We start from the raw sequence: 14,387 nt of genomic DNA on the forward strand, positions 1-14,387 counted from the left end.
CGGCGTCAGACGGCGAAGATCGGCGCCGGCTCGGTCTCGTCCGGCAGCGCGAATTCATCGACCAGGCGGGCGAGCCGCAGCGAGACCTCGAGATTGGCGCGCACCGCCGGCCTCCAGGCGTCTTCGACCGGCAGCGCCAGCGCTTTGGAAACGGCGTCGATATAATCGTCCAGCGGCTCGGCCATCACTCTCTCAAAACTCTCGCGTGCTCATCCGTGAGCCGGCAGCGGCGGGTGCGGGATCGCCGTCAGCAGCTCCTTGGTGTAGTCGTCCTGCGGATCGCTCAAGACCCTCTCGGAAGAGCCTTCCTCGACGATTCGACCCGACCGCATGACAATGACACGATCGCACAACAAGCGCACTACGTTCAAATCATGCGAGACGAACAGATAACTCATACCTAGCCGGGCCTTGAGATCCTGGAGCAGGTTCAGCACCACGGCCTGGACCGACACGTCCAGCGCCGCGGTCGGCTCATCCAGGATGACCAGCTTCGGATGCAGGGCGATGGCGCGGGCGATGCCGACGCGGGCCTTCTGGCCGCCGGACAATTGGTGCGGGAAGCGATCCAGCAGATTGTGCGGCAGGCCGACCATGGTGGCCAGCTCCTCGCATCGGTCACGGAGCGCATCGCGGCCCTTGACGTCGCCGAGTTGCATGATGGGATCGGCGATGGCGCGCGCGGCGGTGAAGCGCGGGTTGAGGCTGTCGGTCGGGTCCTGGAACACCATCTGGATGCGGCTGCGCTGCGGCAACCGGGCGAAGGAGGCAGGCGCGATGGCGCCGATGTCCTCGCCGTCGAACTGGATCAGGCCGGAGGTCTGGTCGAGCAGCCGCATCACCATCATCGAGGTGGTCGATTTGCCGCAGCCGGACTCGCCGACGAGGCCCACGCTCTCGCCATGGCCGATCGAGAAGCTGATGCCATCGACGGCGCGGAACACGTCGGGCTCGACCGGCGGCTTGCGGCCGAACAGCTTTCCGAGCGTCGCGGTCGCGCCCTGGCGGGGATATTCCTTGACGAGCTTTTCGATGAGGAGGAGAGGCTTTTCGCTCGCTGCGACGGTCGGAGCAGATTCCGCGGACACTATGCTGGCGGCAGCAGCAGCTGCCCCCTCCTCCTCCGGCAGCAGATCGCGCAGGCTCACGCCGAGCCGCGGCGTCGCGCGCATCAGCTTCTTGGTGTAGGGGTGCTGCGGATTGGCGAAGATGTCGGCGGCCTTGGCGGTCTCGACGACGCGGCCCTTCTCCATCACCACGACGAGGTCGCAATAGGCGGCGACGAGGCCGAGATCATGCGTGATCAGGATGGTCGACATCGCCTTGCGCTTGGTCAAGCCGCGGGAGTCGCGGCCGCCGCGGACGGCAGCCAGGGCCTGGAAGCCTGCCGCACGAACAGCGGCAAGGTGCTCTATGACTGCGTCGCCAACGTGCTGGACAAAATGAGCGGCGGCATGGCGCGAGGGGCAGATCCTGCGGCGCGAGGTGCGTTGCAGACGGCGGCGGCGCAATTGCGGGCCGCCAGCAACAAGGCCCAGGCCCTCTCCGCCATCGCGCAATGCCGCTCCGTGTTCTCGGGCGCGATCCAGCATATGCGATCAATCGGCGGAGATGCGTCCGGGCTGAGCGCCATCGCCGGCGTGCTGAGCAAGGCGGCGGCGCTGATCCAGTCAAAAGGCTAACGGCAGCTTCGGACGACGCCGTTGATTGGAGGCAGAGCGATCAATCCGCCCAGATCAAGTCTTGAAGTTCGACCAGATCGCCGGCCTTCTCCTGCCAGCCCTTGATGCAGATGTGGCTGTTGAGATCGCTGGCGCGGTGCAGGAGCATCAGCGCCATCAGGCGGCGCTTGAGTGCGAAGTCCGGCTTCGCATAGCCAAAACCTTCGAGCAGGCTGCGCACCCTTCCCGGCCGGCCTGCCGCCATGAAGGCGCTGGGGCCGAGCAGGTCGTAGTCGCGCCATCCCGCCAGCACGTCGCCGAAGTCGAACAGGCCTTTGAGCGACCATTGATCGTCGTGGCAGGCGAGCAGGAAATTCTCCGGAATGTATTCGCCGATCAGGATCACCGGCGGTGCGTCCATGGGGATCAGCTCGGCTGCGTCGCGCAGGAGATCGTCGAGACCGGAGAGGAATTTCGGCGCAAGGCCGAGACGCGTGTGCCGCGCCTTGCAGCCCTGCATCTGCGCACGCATAAAGTCGCCCCAGCGCGGCTCGATCTGCGCGAGCGGGCCGAGCGGCGCGGCTTGAACGGCGGCGATAGTCTCGCCGATCTGGCGCAGCAGGCGCTCCTTCTGGCCTTCGGGCAATTGCGGCCAGGCCTCGGAGCCGAGCGTGCCGGCAAGGCGGGTGATGACGAGGTAGGGCCAGCCGTCACGCATCCCTTCCGCGACGATCTCGGGAATCGGCAGATGGAGACGGCCTTTGAGCTGCGTCAGCGAACCGCGCTCGGAGACGAATTGCGCGCGGAGCAGCGGCGGGAAGATTTTCAGGATCAGGCCCTCGCCGAGCCCGACGACGAGATTGGTGCCGGTCGCGAACACATGCGGCGCGGTGGTATCGAGACCGTGGCTGCGGGCGATGTCGAGCGCGATGGGGAGCCATTGCGGCGGATCGGAGCGAAAGGCGCGAAAGCTTTCGGCGTCGGTGAACTGGGGTAGTGGCTTCGACATCGCGACCTTCGTAGCATTTCAAGAAGCAGTTCCCCCCCGCGGCCATCCTTCGAGACGCCCGCTTCGCGGGCTCCTCAGGATGAGGGCGGAGTATGCGGCGGCGGCGGGCACCGATGATGCTTAGCCTCATCCTGAGGAGACCGCGATAGCGGTCGTCTCGAAGGACGAGGCGCGTGCGCAGCTACCGGTCCGGACTGGCACGCTCGAACTGGCGCAGGATCTTGTTGCCGCGCTCGACCGCGCCATCGAGCGCGCGTTGCGCGCTCTTCTGGCCGGCAAAGGCCTGCTCCAGCTCGTCCTCGATCGCGCCGCGGATCAGCACGAAGGAGCCGAGCCGGATGCCCTTCGAATTCTCGGTCGGCGGATGCAGCGTGATCTCCTCGAACGAGATCGCCGTGCCCGGATTGCGCTCGTAGAAGCCCTGCGCGCGCGTCAGCTCGAAGGCGGCGCGGGTCACAGGCAGGTAGCCGGTGTTCTGGTGCCAGGCCGCCTGCACGCCGGGCTGCGACAGATAGGCGAAGAACCGCGCCACGCCCTTGTATTCCTCGCGCGGCCGGTCGCGCAGCACCCAGAGCGTGGCGCCGCCGATGATCGAGTTCTGCGGCGCGTCCTTCACGTCCGGCCAATACGGCATCATGCCGTAGCCGGTCTCGAACTTCGAGTTCGCCTTGATGTCGGCGCGCGTCGCCGAGGAGCCGATGAAGATGCCGCATTCGCCGTTCTGGAAGCGCGGCTCGGCCGACTGCCCGCGGCCGCTATAGTCGAACAGTTTCGTCTTCTGCCATTCGGCGAGCTGGGCGACGTGCTTGACGATAACAGGATTGTTGATGGTCAGCTCCGCATCGAGCCCGGCAAAACCGTTGGCGCGGGTCGCCAGCGGCAAATTGTGGAAGGCGGAGAAATTCTCGATGTGGATCCAAGATGGCCACGACGTGGTGAAGCCGCACACCGCGCCGCGATCGCGCAGGCGTTTAGCGGCAAGCCCGAGCTCGGGCCAGGTCTTCGGCGGCGTCTCCGGATCGAGGCCCGCGTCGCGGAACATGGCCTTGTTGTAGTACAGGATCGGCGTCGACGAATTGAACGGGAACGACAGGAGATTGCCGGCCGCGTCGGTGTAGTAGCCGGAGACCGCGGGGAGATAATCGGCCAGCGAGAACGGCTCGTTCATGTCGCGCATCAACGTGAACACCGGATAGATCGCGCCCTTGGCCGCGGTCATGGTCGCGGTGGCGACCTCGTTGACCTGGACGATCGCCGGCTGGCTGCGCGAGCGGAAGGCGAAGATCGCAGCCGTCACCGTCTCGGTGTAATTGCCCTTGAAGGTGGGCACGATGCGATAGTCCGTCTGCGAGGCGTTGAAGTCGGCGGCGAGCTTTTCCAGTTGCCGGCCGAGCTCGCCCGACATGGCATGCCACCACGCGATGTCGGTGGCGGCATGAACCTGCGAGGTGAGCGTGAGGGCCGCGGAAGCGGCAACGATCTGCAAGAGGCGCCATGCTGACATCACGACCGATGATCCTGTCTCGCGAACAAAAGGCGACCTTTGCCCGGCATCTGCATAGAGCGCCGCCCCTGCGGATTCAATCAGGAATGAAACTCGGTCGCGTCGCACAATCGGACGACGCCTCGCGGGGCCGCGGCAGGATAGCCTTCCCTTAACCTTCTGCTAGATTGCGTTGAACCTTTTGGTCCCGCCATGGACTCCACCACTAAGGGGTTGAGTGTGCCAGTGTTGAACCGTGCCGAACTCTCGCGGACCGGGGTGGTCGTCGTCGCGCTTCTGCTCGCCAAACCTGCGATGGCCATCGGCGCGACGGGCGCCGTTGCGTGCGACCTCGGCTCTGCCGGCAGCAAGGTGGAGTGAGGCCGCTTGGCAGCGCCCGGACACAGCGAGCACGCAGACCGACCGCCGGGCCCGATCGGGCGCCTGCGCGCGCGTCTGGTCGGCGTGCTACGCGCGGTGCCGATCCGCTGGCGCATCCTGTCGATCGCGGCGCTGAACTCCGCCGTGGTGGTGGTGCTGGTGGCGCTGATCTGGAACGGCTCGCAGGTGCTGGGCTCGGCCTGGGACGACGTGCGCCAGGTGCGCGAGTCCGACCGGATCCTGGCGCTGCTCGAAAGCGAGACCGGGCGGCTGCAGAACCTGATCCACCGCTACATCAACCAGCCGAGCCCGGACCTGTTCGCCGAGATCCTGCTGCTGCGCGAGGCCGTGCTGGGCACGCTGACCGACCGCGCCGCCAAGGACCCGATGTTGGCCGGCTCGGTCGAGGAGCTGGAGCGCACCACCGACCGCTTCCTCAACGGCTTTGGCGAGCTGCGCGCCGTGCAGGCCACCATCGCCACGACCTATGAGGACCAGGTGCAGGGCCCGGCCAGGGACATGGCCGGCCTCTATTCCATTATCGAGGGCGCCACCGGCCATCGCGACGCGCTGATCTGGCCGTCGCTCGGCAAGTCGCGCGAGGCCTTCACCGCGATGCTGGTCGCGGCCAATTCCTATTATCTGTCGCAGTCGACAGGCGCCGCCGACGACGCGCGCCGCAACACCGAGACGATCGAGAAGACCATTCCGGTGATGATCGACCTCGCCGACAACGACCTGCAGCGCATGGCACTGCAAAAGCTCGGGGCCCGCACCATGGCCATGCGCGAGGGCTTTGCAAGGCTCTCCGAACAGCTGACGAACCGCACCGAGCTCTTGCGCAACACCATCGACGCCAGCCAGGCCGAGGCGATCGGCGCGATCGACGATCTCTCGACCAAGATGCGCCAGCGCGAGCAGAAGGCGCAGGAGACCTTCGACCGCACGCTGGCGGACATTTCCCGCCGCGTCCTTTCCATCGCGGTGATCTTCCTCGGCATCATCCTCACCGCCGGCGTGCTGATCGCGCTGTCGATCCGGCTGCCGCTGCAGCAGATCATGACCGCGATGCGCGCGATCGCGCTGGGCGACCTCGACCGCCAGGTGCAGGGCACCAAGGCCCGCGACGAGGTTGGCGCCATGGCGCGCGCGGTGGAGGTGTTCCGCGAGAACGCGATCGCCAAGCGCCAGACCGAAGACGAGCTGCGCGCATCCAAGGAGAAGGCCGAGAGCGCGCTGCTCGAACTCAATACCGCGCAGCAGAATTTGATCGACGCCGAACGGCTCGCGGCCCTCGGCGGCCTCGTCGCCGGCGTCGCCCACGAGGTCAACAACCCGATCGGCATCAGCCTGACCGTGGCCTCCAGCCTTGCCCGGCGCAGCGAGATCTTCGAGGCCCAGCTCAAGGGCGACGGGGGCCTGCGCCGCTCGCAGCTGGAAGAATTCGTGCAGTCCTCGCGCGATGCCTCGCAGCAGCTGGTCGCCAACCTCACCCGCGCCGGCGAGCTGATCCAGTCGTTCAAGCAGGTCGCGGTCGACCGCTCGCACGCCGAGCGGCGCCAGTTCTCGCTCAGCGAAGCCACCGACCAGATCATCGCCAGCCTGAAGCCGGTGCTGAAGCGCTCGCCGATCACGCTCCAGGTCGACGTGCTCGAGGGACTGCTGCTCGACGGCTATCCCGGCTCCTACGGCCAGATCCTGACCAATCTGTTCCTCAACGCCGCCAACCACGCCTTCGCCGACGGGCGCGCCGGCACCATCACGATCTCGGCCAAGCCGCGCGGGAGCGACGACATCGAGATCATCTTCGCCGATGACGGGGCCGGCATGACCCCCGACGTGCAGCGCCAGGCCTTTGACCCGTTCTTTACCACGCGGCGCAACGAAGGTGGCACGGGACTCGGGCTCCATATCGTCTATAACCTCGTCACCCAGCAGCTCGGCGGGCGCATGATGCTGGAATCCAAGCTGGGACAAGGCACCACTTTTCGCATTATCATGCCCCGGGTCGCCAAGGGCGGCGCGCAAAGCACAGAGACTGACGGGACTGCTCAATGGCCGAACAGGACGATGTCCTCCACCTGATCGACGACACCGGTACCGCGCCGGAGGACCAGAACGCCCGGAAGTGGAAGATCGCCGTCATCGACGACGATCCGGCCGTGCATGACGGCACGCGTTTTGCGCTCTCGGACTATTCCCTCAACGGCCAGGGCCTGGAGATCCTCTCGGCGCATTCCGCGGCCGAAGGCCGCAAGCTGATGGCCGCGCACAGCGACATCGCCGCCGTGCTGCTCGACGTCATCATGGAGACCGATGTCGCGGGCCTCGAGCTGGTCGAATTCATCCGCAACGAGCTTCAGAACGAGACCGTGCGCATCATCCTGCGCACCGGACAGCCGGGCCAGGCGCCCGAGCGTCGCGTGATCGTTCAGTACGACATCAACGACTACAAGGCCAAGACCGAGCTCACCGCCGACAAGCTGTTCACCTCGCTGACCGCGGCGCTGCGCTCCTATCAGCAGCTCGAGCGCATGTTGCAGACGCGGCGCGGGCTCGAGATCATCATCGACGCCGCCTCGACGCTGTACGACTTCAAGTCGATGCAGCGGCTCGCCGAGGGCGTGCTGACCCAGCTCGCCTCGCTGCTCAATGTCGATTGCGCCGGCATACTGGTTTTGCGCGACAATGGCGGCGTCGACCCCGAGCTCTCGGTGCTCGCCGGCAGCGGCTGCTACAGCCGCTTCATCGGCACGACGTCCTCGCGCGCGCTCGACCCCGATCTGCGCGACATGGTCGAGGCAGCTTTCTCGCGCCGCAAGAACGAATTCGCCGACCATCGCAGCGTGATTTACTTGCGCACCGGAAGCGGCCGCGAGGTCGTGGTGCTGCTGCAGGCCGAGCGCGAGCTGTCGGAGACCGACCGCTCGCTGGTTGAGATCTTCTCCAGCCGGCTCTCGATCGCGTTCGACAACGTCATCCTCTACCAGCAGCTCCAGGACGCCAACACGCAGCTGGAAGACCGCGTCGCCCAGCGCACTCGCGCGCTGATGCAGGCCAACCGCCGGCTCTCGGCGCAATGGCTGCGGCTGCAGCGCGCCAACGGCTTCAAGAACGAGATCCTCGGCACCGTCGCGCACGACCTGAAGAATCCGCTCGGCGTCATTCTCGGCCGCACCGAGATGCTGAAGGAGCTGATCTCGACCGGCGCCTCGGCAAGCGGCGTGGTCGCCCAGGTCGACCACATCCGCGACGCCACCAAGCGCCTGACCACGATGGTCGACCATTTGATCTCGGACGCGATGGCCGACGCCTTCGACATCACCATCCGCCGCGAGCCGGTCGATGTCGCAGCCCTGGTCAAGGAGGTCGCGGAGGCCAACCAGCCGCTGGCGGTCAACAAGCAGCAGGCGATCAACGTCACCGCGCCGCCGAACATCGTCACCATGTGCGACACCGATCGCATCCGCGAGGCGATCGACAACCTCATCAGCAACGCCATCAAATACTCGCCGATCGGCGGCAAGATCACCGTCGCGGTCACCCACGAGGGCAGCGAGACCATCGTCCGCGTCAGCGACGAGGGCGCCGGCCTGTCACCGGAGGATCTCGGCCGCCTGTTCGGCCGGTTCCAGCGGCTGTCGGCCAAGCCGACCGCCGGCGAGAGCTCGACGGGGCTTGGGCTTTCCATCGTCAAGCGTATTATCGACATGCATGGCGGCGAGGTGACGGCCGAGAGCCAAGGCCCCGGCAAGGGCGCGACCTTCACCATCACCCTGCCCGCGACCGAGATGCCGTGATCCAGAGACCATGACCCAAAGCCAGCACATCATGATCGTCGACGACGAGGCCCCGGCCCGGGAGATGGTCGGCGATTACCTCAAGATGCACGGCTTCACCGTGACGCTGTGCGACGGCGGCAAGTCGTTGCGCACCGCGATCGACGGCGGCATGCCCGACCTCGTCGTGCTCGATCTCAACATGCCCGAGGAAGACGGCCTCTCGATCATCCGCGACCTCAAGAGCCGCATCAACGTGCCGGTCATCATGCTCACGGCGACGGCGAGCCCGATCGACCGCGTCGTCGGCCTCGAGCTCGGCGCGGACGACTACGTCGCCAAGCCCTGCGAGCTGCGCGAGCTGATGGCGCGTATCCGCTCGGTGCTGCGGCGGAGCACGCCGACAAAGGCCGCCGCGGCCGAGGCCGCGCCCGCCAAATCCGACAAGGACCAGCTGGTGCGCTTCGGCACCAAATGGCTCGATCTCGAAGCCCAGGCCTTGCGCGACGACGAGGGCAACGAGCATCCGCTGACCGCATCCGAGTTCGGGCTCTTGAAAGTGTTCGCGGCCAATCCGAAGCGCGTGCTGTCGCGCGAGCGCCTGCTGGAGCTGGCCAATGCGCGCGATGCCGAAGCCTTCGACCGCGCCGTGGACCTGCGCATCATGCGCATCCGCCGCAAGATCGAGCCCGACCCGACCAAGCCCGCCGTGATCCGCACCATCCGCGGCGGCGGCTATCTGTTCTCGCCGGCGGGCGAGAAGGCGTAAGCGGGCGGCACCTACCGCTGTCATCCCGGGGCGCGCACAGCGCGAGCCCGGGATCCATAACCACAGGGAGTGGTGATGGCGCCAAGCTGGTAACTCCGAGTCTTCGTCAAACTGCTCCCTGGGGCTATGGGTCCCGGGTTCGCTTCGCGCCCCGGGACGACGGCGGTGGGCGTGGCGCGACGAACGCAATCCCCCTAAATTCGTTCCCGGCGGTTCAGAGCGCCGCCAAACGCCCCTCCCCGTATTTTCCGTACATTGAAATTACACGCTTTTTTGCCCTGAATGTTTCGTCGCCCCCACTCCGACGAAACAATTTTGCGGCGCACGAAACCATTTTCCCCTTTTCGTGCAGACGTCCCGAAACGTTGGCTCATTAACACTTTGGTCCAAGGAAACGCCGCTCGGTTGCGGCGCTACGGGGAGCCAAGTCTATGCCGAACGTCATCGCCATCAACGCCCAGGCCAGTCAGAGCATCATTGCCGCTCAGGCGACTTCGGACGACATGCTTCTCGAGAGCATTGCCGACGGCAATCGGACGTCGATGCACATCCTTTATTGCCGTCACAACGTGCGCGTTTATCGCTTCATCCTGCGCATCGTGCGTGACGCCACCACCGCCGAAGACCTCGTGAGCCAGGTGTTTCTCGACGTTTGGCGGACCGCCGGCCAGTTCCAGGGCCGCTCGCAGGTCTCGACCTGGTTGCTGTCGATCGCCCGTTTCAAGGCGCTGACCGCGATGCGCCAGCGCCGCTTCGAGGACATCGACCAGGAAGACGTCCGCGAGATTCCGGACGGAGCCGATACGCCCGAGACCTCGCTCGACCGCAGCGACACCAGCGCCATCCTGCGCGCCTGTGTTCAGAAGCTGTCACCCGCGCATCGCGAGATCATCACGCTGGTCTACTATCATGAGAAGTCGGTGGAGGAGGTCGGACAGATCATCGGCATCCCCCAGAGCACGGTGAAGACCCGGATGTTCTACGCCCGCAAGCAGCTGGCCGATTTGCTTAAGGGCGCTGGCGTCGATCGCTTCGCTGCTTAAATCAAATGATTTCAATGGGATAGGATCGCGCACGCGACCCTGTCCCGGGACACGGAAGTGTTACCGCCGACGAAACAATTGAAACAAAGCACAACATCAGGCGGAAAAACTTCCCTCCTATAAAGCTCACATACGGTTTTCGTTAAACCTCCCAAGACCTCCAGCGACCCGGACGATGCCCCCGTCCGGGTCGTTTTGTATTTGGGCTTGCGGTGACCACCCCGGGCTCCCGTCACGAATGTGTGACGCCGCGTAACGGCGGCCCCGCCACTCCCGAACCTCCCTCGTGACCCCCATCACGAGTGTCCCATGCTCGAACTTCTCTTCGCACTCCTCGCCGGCATCCTCACCATCGCCGCGCCCTGCACGCTGCCGATGCTGCCGATCCTGCTCGGCGCTTCGATCGGGCGCGCAGGGCATTTGCGGCCGGCGATGATCGCGCTCGGCTTCGTCGTCTCGTTCTCCGCGACCGCGCTGCTGCTCGGTGCGATCACGCAGGCATTCGATTTCGATCCGAACGTGCTGCGCGAGGCGGCGTCGATCCTGCTGCTCGGCTTCGGGCTGCTGATGCTGTGGCCGGCGCCGTTCGAGTGGCTGTCGATCCGGCTCAATGGCTGGCTCGATCTCGGCAACTCCAGCGCCACACAGCGCGAGGGCGCGCTCGGCGGGCTGGTGCTTGGCACCACGCTCGGCCTGGTCTGGACGCCTTGCGCCGGCCCCGTACTCGGCTCGATCCTGACGCTGGTCGCGACCACGAAGAACGCGAGCTGGGCCGGCACGCTGCTGATCGCCTACGCCGTCGGCGCCGCGATCCCGATGCTGGCGATCGCCTATGGCGGACAGGCCGCGACCACGCGCGTGCGCAGCCTCGCGCGGATCTCGCCGCGGCTGCAGCAGGGTTTTGGCGTCGTCGTGATCGCTTTCGCAGTCGCCGCCTATTTCCAATACGACACGCTGATCGTGGCGTGGCTCACCGGCTTCTATCCCACCGGCCAGATCGGCCTGTGATCGCTTCCCATCTCAACGGAGGACGCTTCCATGACCCTGAAACTGCTCGCCGTGTCTGCCTCGCTGATCGGCTTCGCCCTGACCGGCGCCGCCGTCCCCGGCATCTGTGACGAGGCCGCGCCGGCAACGCCGATCACCGTCGCGGCCGCCAGCCAGGGGAGCGCGCCCGACTTCACCGGCATCACCAACTGGTTCAACTCGAAACCGCTTGGTATCGCCGACCTGCGCGGCAAGGTCGTGCTGGTCGACTTCTGGACCTATGGCTGCGTCAACTGCGTCAACACGTTGCCGCACGTCACCGACCTCTACGCGAAATACAAGGACAAGGGCCTCGTCGTGATTGGCGTGCACACGCCGGAATTTCCGTTCGAGCGCTCGGCCTCCAACGTGCAGGCGGCGCTGAAGCGCCACGGCATCACCTATCCGGTGGCGCAGGACAATGAGTCCAAAACCTGGAACGCCTACAGCAACCAGTATTGGCCGGCGCAATACATCATCGACCAGACCGGCAAGATCGTATTCCAGCACGCGGGCGAAGGTCGCTACGACGAGATCGACCGCACAGTGGCAAAGCTGCTGAATGCAAACAGCTGACGTCGTGCGGTTAGACAAAGAGTCCTATAGCATAAGAGCCCGGCATGGGCCATCATGCGCAGGCCGGGCGCGATGACATAGCCAAGCAGCCAGATCGGCGCCCCCACAGCCACAACCTGCCCGGTTGTGACGGGAGCGCCGATGCTATCGAACCTCGATCCGATCGTGCTTGCACGCGCGCAGTTCGCATTCACGATGTCGTTCCACATCGTGTTTCCCGCGTTCTCGATCGGGCTTGCAAGTTATCTTGCGGTGCTTGAAGCCCTCTGGCTGTGGACAGGCCGCGAGGTCTTCCTCAACCTGTTCCACTATTGGCTGAAAATCTTCGCGATCGCGTTCGGCATGGGCGTGGTGTCGGGCATCGTGATGTCCTACCAGTTCGGAACCAACTGGTCGGTGTTCGCCGACAAGACGGGACCGGTCATCGGCCCGTTAATGGCTTACGAGGTGCTGACCGCATTCTTCCTCGAGGCGGGCTTTCTCGGCGTCATGCTGTTCGGTCTCGAACGCGTCGGCCCACGGCTGCACTTTTTCGCAACGTTGATGGTCGCGATCGGCACGCTGATCTCGGCGTTCTGGATTCTCTCCGCCAATTCGTGGATGCAGACCCCGACAGGCTACGCCGTCAATGCCGATGGCCAGTTCGTGGTCGCCGACTGGTTCAAGGTGATCTTCAATCCGTCTTTCCCCTACCGGCTCGTGCATATGGTGCTGGCCGCCTACCTGACGACATCGCTCGTGGTCGGCGCGGTCGGCGCCTATCACCTGCTGCGCGACCCGCATCTGCCCGGTCCCCGGGTGATGTTCTCGATGGCGATGTGGATGGCGGCGCTGGTCGCGCCGATCCAGATCCTGGCCGGCGACCAGCACGGGCTCAACACGCTCGCGCATCAACCGGCAAAGGTCATGGCGATGGAAGGGCACTACCAGAGCCACAAGGACGGTGCGCCGCTGATTCTGTTCGGCCTGCCGGATCAGGCCGCCGGCCGGGTCGACTACGCGATCCAGATTCCGAAACTGTCCTCTCTGATCCTGAAGCATTCGCTCGATGCGCCGCTCGCGGGCCTCGACACCGTGCCGCGCGAAAACTGGCCGCCGGTCCCGATCACCTTCTGGTCGTTCCGCATCATGATTGCGCTGGGCTTCCTGATCTTCGGGCTCGGGCTGTTCAGCCTGTGGACGCGCTGGCGCGGCACCCTGTTCGATTCCCGGCCGCTGCACATCTTCGCGCTGACGATGGGGCCGGCGGGTTTCATCGCAGTGCTCGCGGGCTGGATCACGACAGAGACCGGCCGGCAGCCTTTCACGGTCTACGGCCTGTTGCGAACCGCGGACGCCGCCTCCCCGCTGGCCGCGCCCGCGGTGGGTTCGTCATTGCTGGCCTTCGTCATCGTCTATTTCATCGTGTTTGCGGCGGGGGCCATTTACATTCTGCGCCTGATGGCGGCTTCGCCCCATCACGGCGAGCAGGGCCCAAGCGGCGCCATGCCGGCGCGCGCCGCCGGCATCACACCGGCCTCAGGCGCGGCGGGACAGGGGGCGCCGTCATGACCGCCGCCGTCGACCTTGCCACCGTCTGGGCCTTCATCATCGCCTTCGCGGTGTTCGTCTATGTCGTGATGGACGGCTTCGATCTCGGCCTCGGCATGCTGTTTCCGTTGTTTCCCGCCAAGGCCGACCGGGACGTCATGATGAACAGCGTGGCGCCGGTCTGGGATGGCAACGAGACCTGGCTGGTGCTGGGCGGCGGCGGCCTGATGGCAGCCTTTCCGCTCGCCTATGCGGTGCTGATGCCGGCGCTCTATACACCTGTCATCGCGATGCTGATCGGGCTGGTCTTCCGCGGTGTTGCCTTCGAATTCCGCTGGCGCACCACCGCGGCCCGAAACCGCTGGGACGTTGCCTTTGCCGCAGGTTCGTTGCTGGCGACGCTGGCGCAGGGCGTCGCCCTCGGCGCCATCCTGCAGGGCGTGCAGGTCGAGGGGAGGCATTATGCCGGCGGCTGGTGGGACTGGCTGACGCCGTTCAGCCTGCTGACGGGAGTTGCCCTGGTGATCGGCTATTCCCTGCTGGGCGCCACCTGGCTCATCCTGAAGACCGAGGGCGCGCTACGCGAGAAGGCCTACCGGCTGAGCTGGGGTCTGCTGTTTGCGATGCTTGCGGCGATCGCGGCGGTCAGCATCGCCACGCCATTTCTCAGCATTCAATACGCGCAGCGCTGGTTCGCCTGGCCGAATGTCGCCCTGGCCGCGCCGGTGCCGATCGCGGTCGCCGCCGTCACCGCACTCCTGATGCGCAGCCTCGGGCAAAAGCAGGACTCCCGGCCGTTCTTTCTCGTGCTGGCGTTGTTCGCGCTGTCCTATGCCGGGCTGGGCATCAGCATGTATCCCTTCATCGTGCCGCAGAGCATCACGATCTGGCAGGCGGCCGCGCCGCAGAACAGCCAGATCTTCATGCTCGTCGGCGTGGCCGGGCTGGTGCCGCTCATTCTCGGCTACACCGGCTGGGCCTATTGGGTGTTCCGCGGCAAGGTCCGGGCCGGGAGCGGTTATCACTGATGCCGCGCGAAGCTGAGGCAAGGCAGCTGGGGCGACGGCTGATATGGTTCGCCGTGCTCTGGCTCGGGGGCGTCGGCGCCGTCACCGTGATTTCGTTCGCTC

13 protein-coding genes and 1 pseudogene are annotated in these 14,387 nt (G+C 65.7%); 10 read left to right on the plus strand and 4 right to left on the minus strand.

The genetic code is table 11. The annotated features are described in order from the left end of the window. Nucleotides 1-5 precede the first annotated feature (5 nt). Together F8237_RS13185 and F8237_RS13190 are read right to left on the minus strand one after the other, a co-directional pair. Nucleotides 6-185: a DUF4089 domain-containing protein gene (locus F8237_RS13185; RefSeq protein WP_015689197.1), complete on the minus strand. Its 180-nt coding sequence runs from the start codon at nt 183-185 to the stop codon at nt 6-8. Between the two features lie 24 nt (nt 186-209). Continuing rightward, nucleotides 210-1,337: pseudogene (locus F8237_RS13190) on the minus strand (ATP-binding cassette domain-containing protein); the annotation flags it as partial. Here F8237_RS13190 and F8237_RS13195 point away from each other — a divergent pair. Beyond that, nucleotides 1,296-1,682, plus strand: a complete 387-nt coding sequence (locus F8237_RS13195; RefSeq protein ID WP_151645276.1) for a hypothetical protein — start codon at nt 1,296-1,298, stop codon at nt 1,680-1,682. The pseudogene F8237_RS13190 and the gene F8237_RS13195 sit on opposite strands and share 42 nt — an antisense overlap. 40 nt (nt 1,683-1,722) lie before the next feature. Here the strand turns inward: F8237_RS13195 and F8237_RS13200 are convergent, their stop codons facing one another. After that, complete coding sequence (locus tag F8237_RS13200) at nt 1,723-2,670, minus strand: aminoglycoside phosphotransferase family protein (RefSeq protein ID WP_151645278.1); 948 nt, start codon at nt 2,668-2,670, stop codon at nt 1,723-1,725. A 181-nt stretch (nt 2,671-2,851) separates the two neighbouring features. After that, complete coding sequence (gene ugpB / locus F8237_RS13205) at nt 2,852-4,174, minus strand: sn-glycerol-3-phosphate ABC transporter substrate-binding protein UgpB (protein WP_151650539.1); 1,323 nt, start codon at nt 4,172-4,174, stop codon at nt 2,852-2,854. Between the two features lie 219 nt (nt 4,175-4,393). Here ugpB and F8237_RS35910 point away from each other — a divergent pair, with 219 nt between their 5' ends. From F8237_RS35910 to cydB, 9 genes are all read left to right on the plus strand, one after another. Beyond that, nucleotides 4,394-4,534, plus strand: a complete 141-nt coding sequence (locus tag F8237_RS35910) for a hypothetical protein (RefSeq protein WP_154696359.1) — start codon at nt 4,394-4,396, stop codon at nt 4,532-4,534. Between the two features lie 54 nt (nt 4,535-4,588). Next, nucleotides 4,589-6,619 (plus strand): sensor histidine kinase, encoded by a 2,031-nt coding sequence (locus F8237_RS13210; protein WP_162006372.1) that lies wholly within the window; start codon nt 4,589-4,591, stop codon nt 6,617-6,619. Continuing rightward, on the plus strand, nt 6,589-8,334 hold the full coding sequence (locus F8237_RS13215; protein ID WP_151645280.1) for an ATP-binding response regulator: 1,746 nt from the start codon (nt 6,589-6,591) through the stop codon (nt 8,332-8,334). Before F8237_RS13210 ends, F8237_RS13215 begins: the two co-directional genes overlap by 31 nt. Nucleotides 8,335-8,344: 10 nt before the next feature. Next, nucleotides 8,345-9,082, plus strand: coding sequence for a response regulator (locus tag F8237_RS13220; protein ID WP_151645282.1), 738 nt, complete (start codon nt 8,345-8,347; stop codon nt 9,080-9,082). Nucleotides 9,083-9,513: 431 nt separating this feature from the next. Then, nucleotides 9,514-10,125: a sigma-70 family RNA polymerase sigma factor gene (locus F8237_RS13225; RefSeq protein ID WP_015689209.1), complete on the plus strand. Its 612-nt coding sequence runs from the start codon at nt 9,514-9,516 to the stop codon at nt 10,123-10,125. 309 nt (nt 10,126-10,434) lie between these two features. Beyond that, the gene (locus tag F8237_RS13230) at nt 10,435-11,133 is read left to right on the plus strand and encodes a cytochrome c biogenesis CcdA family protein (RefSeq protein WP_151645285.1); all 699 of its coding nucleotides are present in this window, start codon (nt 10,435-10,437) and stop codon (nt 11,131-11,133) included. Between the two features lie 30 nt (nt 11,134-11,163). Then, complete coding sequence (locus F8237_RS13235) at nt 11,164-11,727, plus strand: thioredoxin family protein (RefSeq protein WP_151645287.1); 564 nt, start codon at nt 11,164-11,166, stop codon at nt 11,725-11,727. Between the two features lie 141 nt (nt 11,728-11,868). Next, entirely contained in the window at nt 11,869-13,278 is a 1,410-nt protein-coding gene (locus tag F8237_RS13240; RefSeq protein ID WP_151645289.1) for a cytochrome ubiquinol oxidase subunit I, read from the plus strand. Further along, nucleotides 13,275-14,285 (plus strand): cytochrome d ubiquinol oxidase subunit II, encoded by a 1,011-nt coding sequence (cydB, locus tag F8237_RS13245; protein ID WP_151645291.1) that lies wholly within the window; start codon nt 13,275-13,277, stop codon nt 14,283-14,285. Before F8237_RS13240 ends, cydB begins: the two co-directional genes overlap by 4 nt. Nucleotides 14,286-14,387: the final 102 nt, after the last annotated feature.

This window comes from Bradyrhizobium betae, from assembly GCF_008932115.1.
In the GTDB taxonomy this organism is placed as follows: domain Bacteria; phylum Pseudomonadota; class Alphaproteobacteria; order Rhizobiales; family Xanthobacteraceae; genus Bradyrhizobium; species Bradyrhizobium betae.

Excerpts from the sequence above, each read along its gene's own strand:
- F8237_RS13235 (WP_151645287.1), top strand. The coding sequence starts at position 11,164 with ATGACCCTGAAACTGCTCGCCGTGTCTGCCTCGCTGATCGGCTTCGCC.
- cydB (WP_151645291.1), top strand. The coding sequence starts at position 13,275 with ATGACCGCCGCCGTCGACCTTGCCACCGTCTGGGCCTTCATCATCGCC.
- ugpB (WP_151650539.1), bottom strand. The coding sequence starts at position 4,174 with ATGTCAGCATGGCGCCTCTTGCAGATCGTTGCCGCTTCCGCGGCCCTC.
- F8237_RS13200 (WP_151645278.1), bottom strand. The coding sequence starts at position 2,670 with ATGTCGAAGCCACTACCCCAGTTCACCGACGCCGAAAGCTTTCGCGCC.
- F8237_RS13225 (WP_015689209.1), top strand. The coding sequence starts at position 9,514 with ATGCCGAACGTCATCGCCATCAACGCCCAGGCCAGTCAGAGCATCATT.
- F8237_RS13240 (WP_151645289.1), top strand. The coding sequence starts at position 11,869 with ATGCTATCGAACCTCGATCCGATCGTGCTTGCACGCGCGCAGTTCGCA.
- F8237_RS13185 (WP_015689197.1), bottom strand. The coding sequence starts at position 185 with ATGGCCGAGCCGCTGGACGATTATATCGACGCCGTTTCCAAAGCGCTG.
- F8237_RS13195 (WP_151645276.1), top strand. The coding sequence starts at position 1,296 with ATGCGTGATCAGGATGGTCGACATCGCCTTGCGCTTGGTCAAGCCGCG.
- F8237_RS13220 (WP_151645282.1), top strand. The coding sequence starts at position 8,345 with ATGACCCAAAGCCAGCACATCATGATCGTCGACGACGAGGCCCCGGCC.
- F8237_RS13215 (WP_151645280.1), top strand. The coding sequence starts at position 6,589 with ATGGCCGAACAGGACGATGTCCTCCACCTGATCGACGACACCGGTACC.
- F8237_RS13230 (WP_151645285.1), top strand. The coding sequence starts at position 10,435 with ATGCTCGAACTTCTCTTCGCACTCCTCGCCGGCATCCTCACCATCGCC.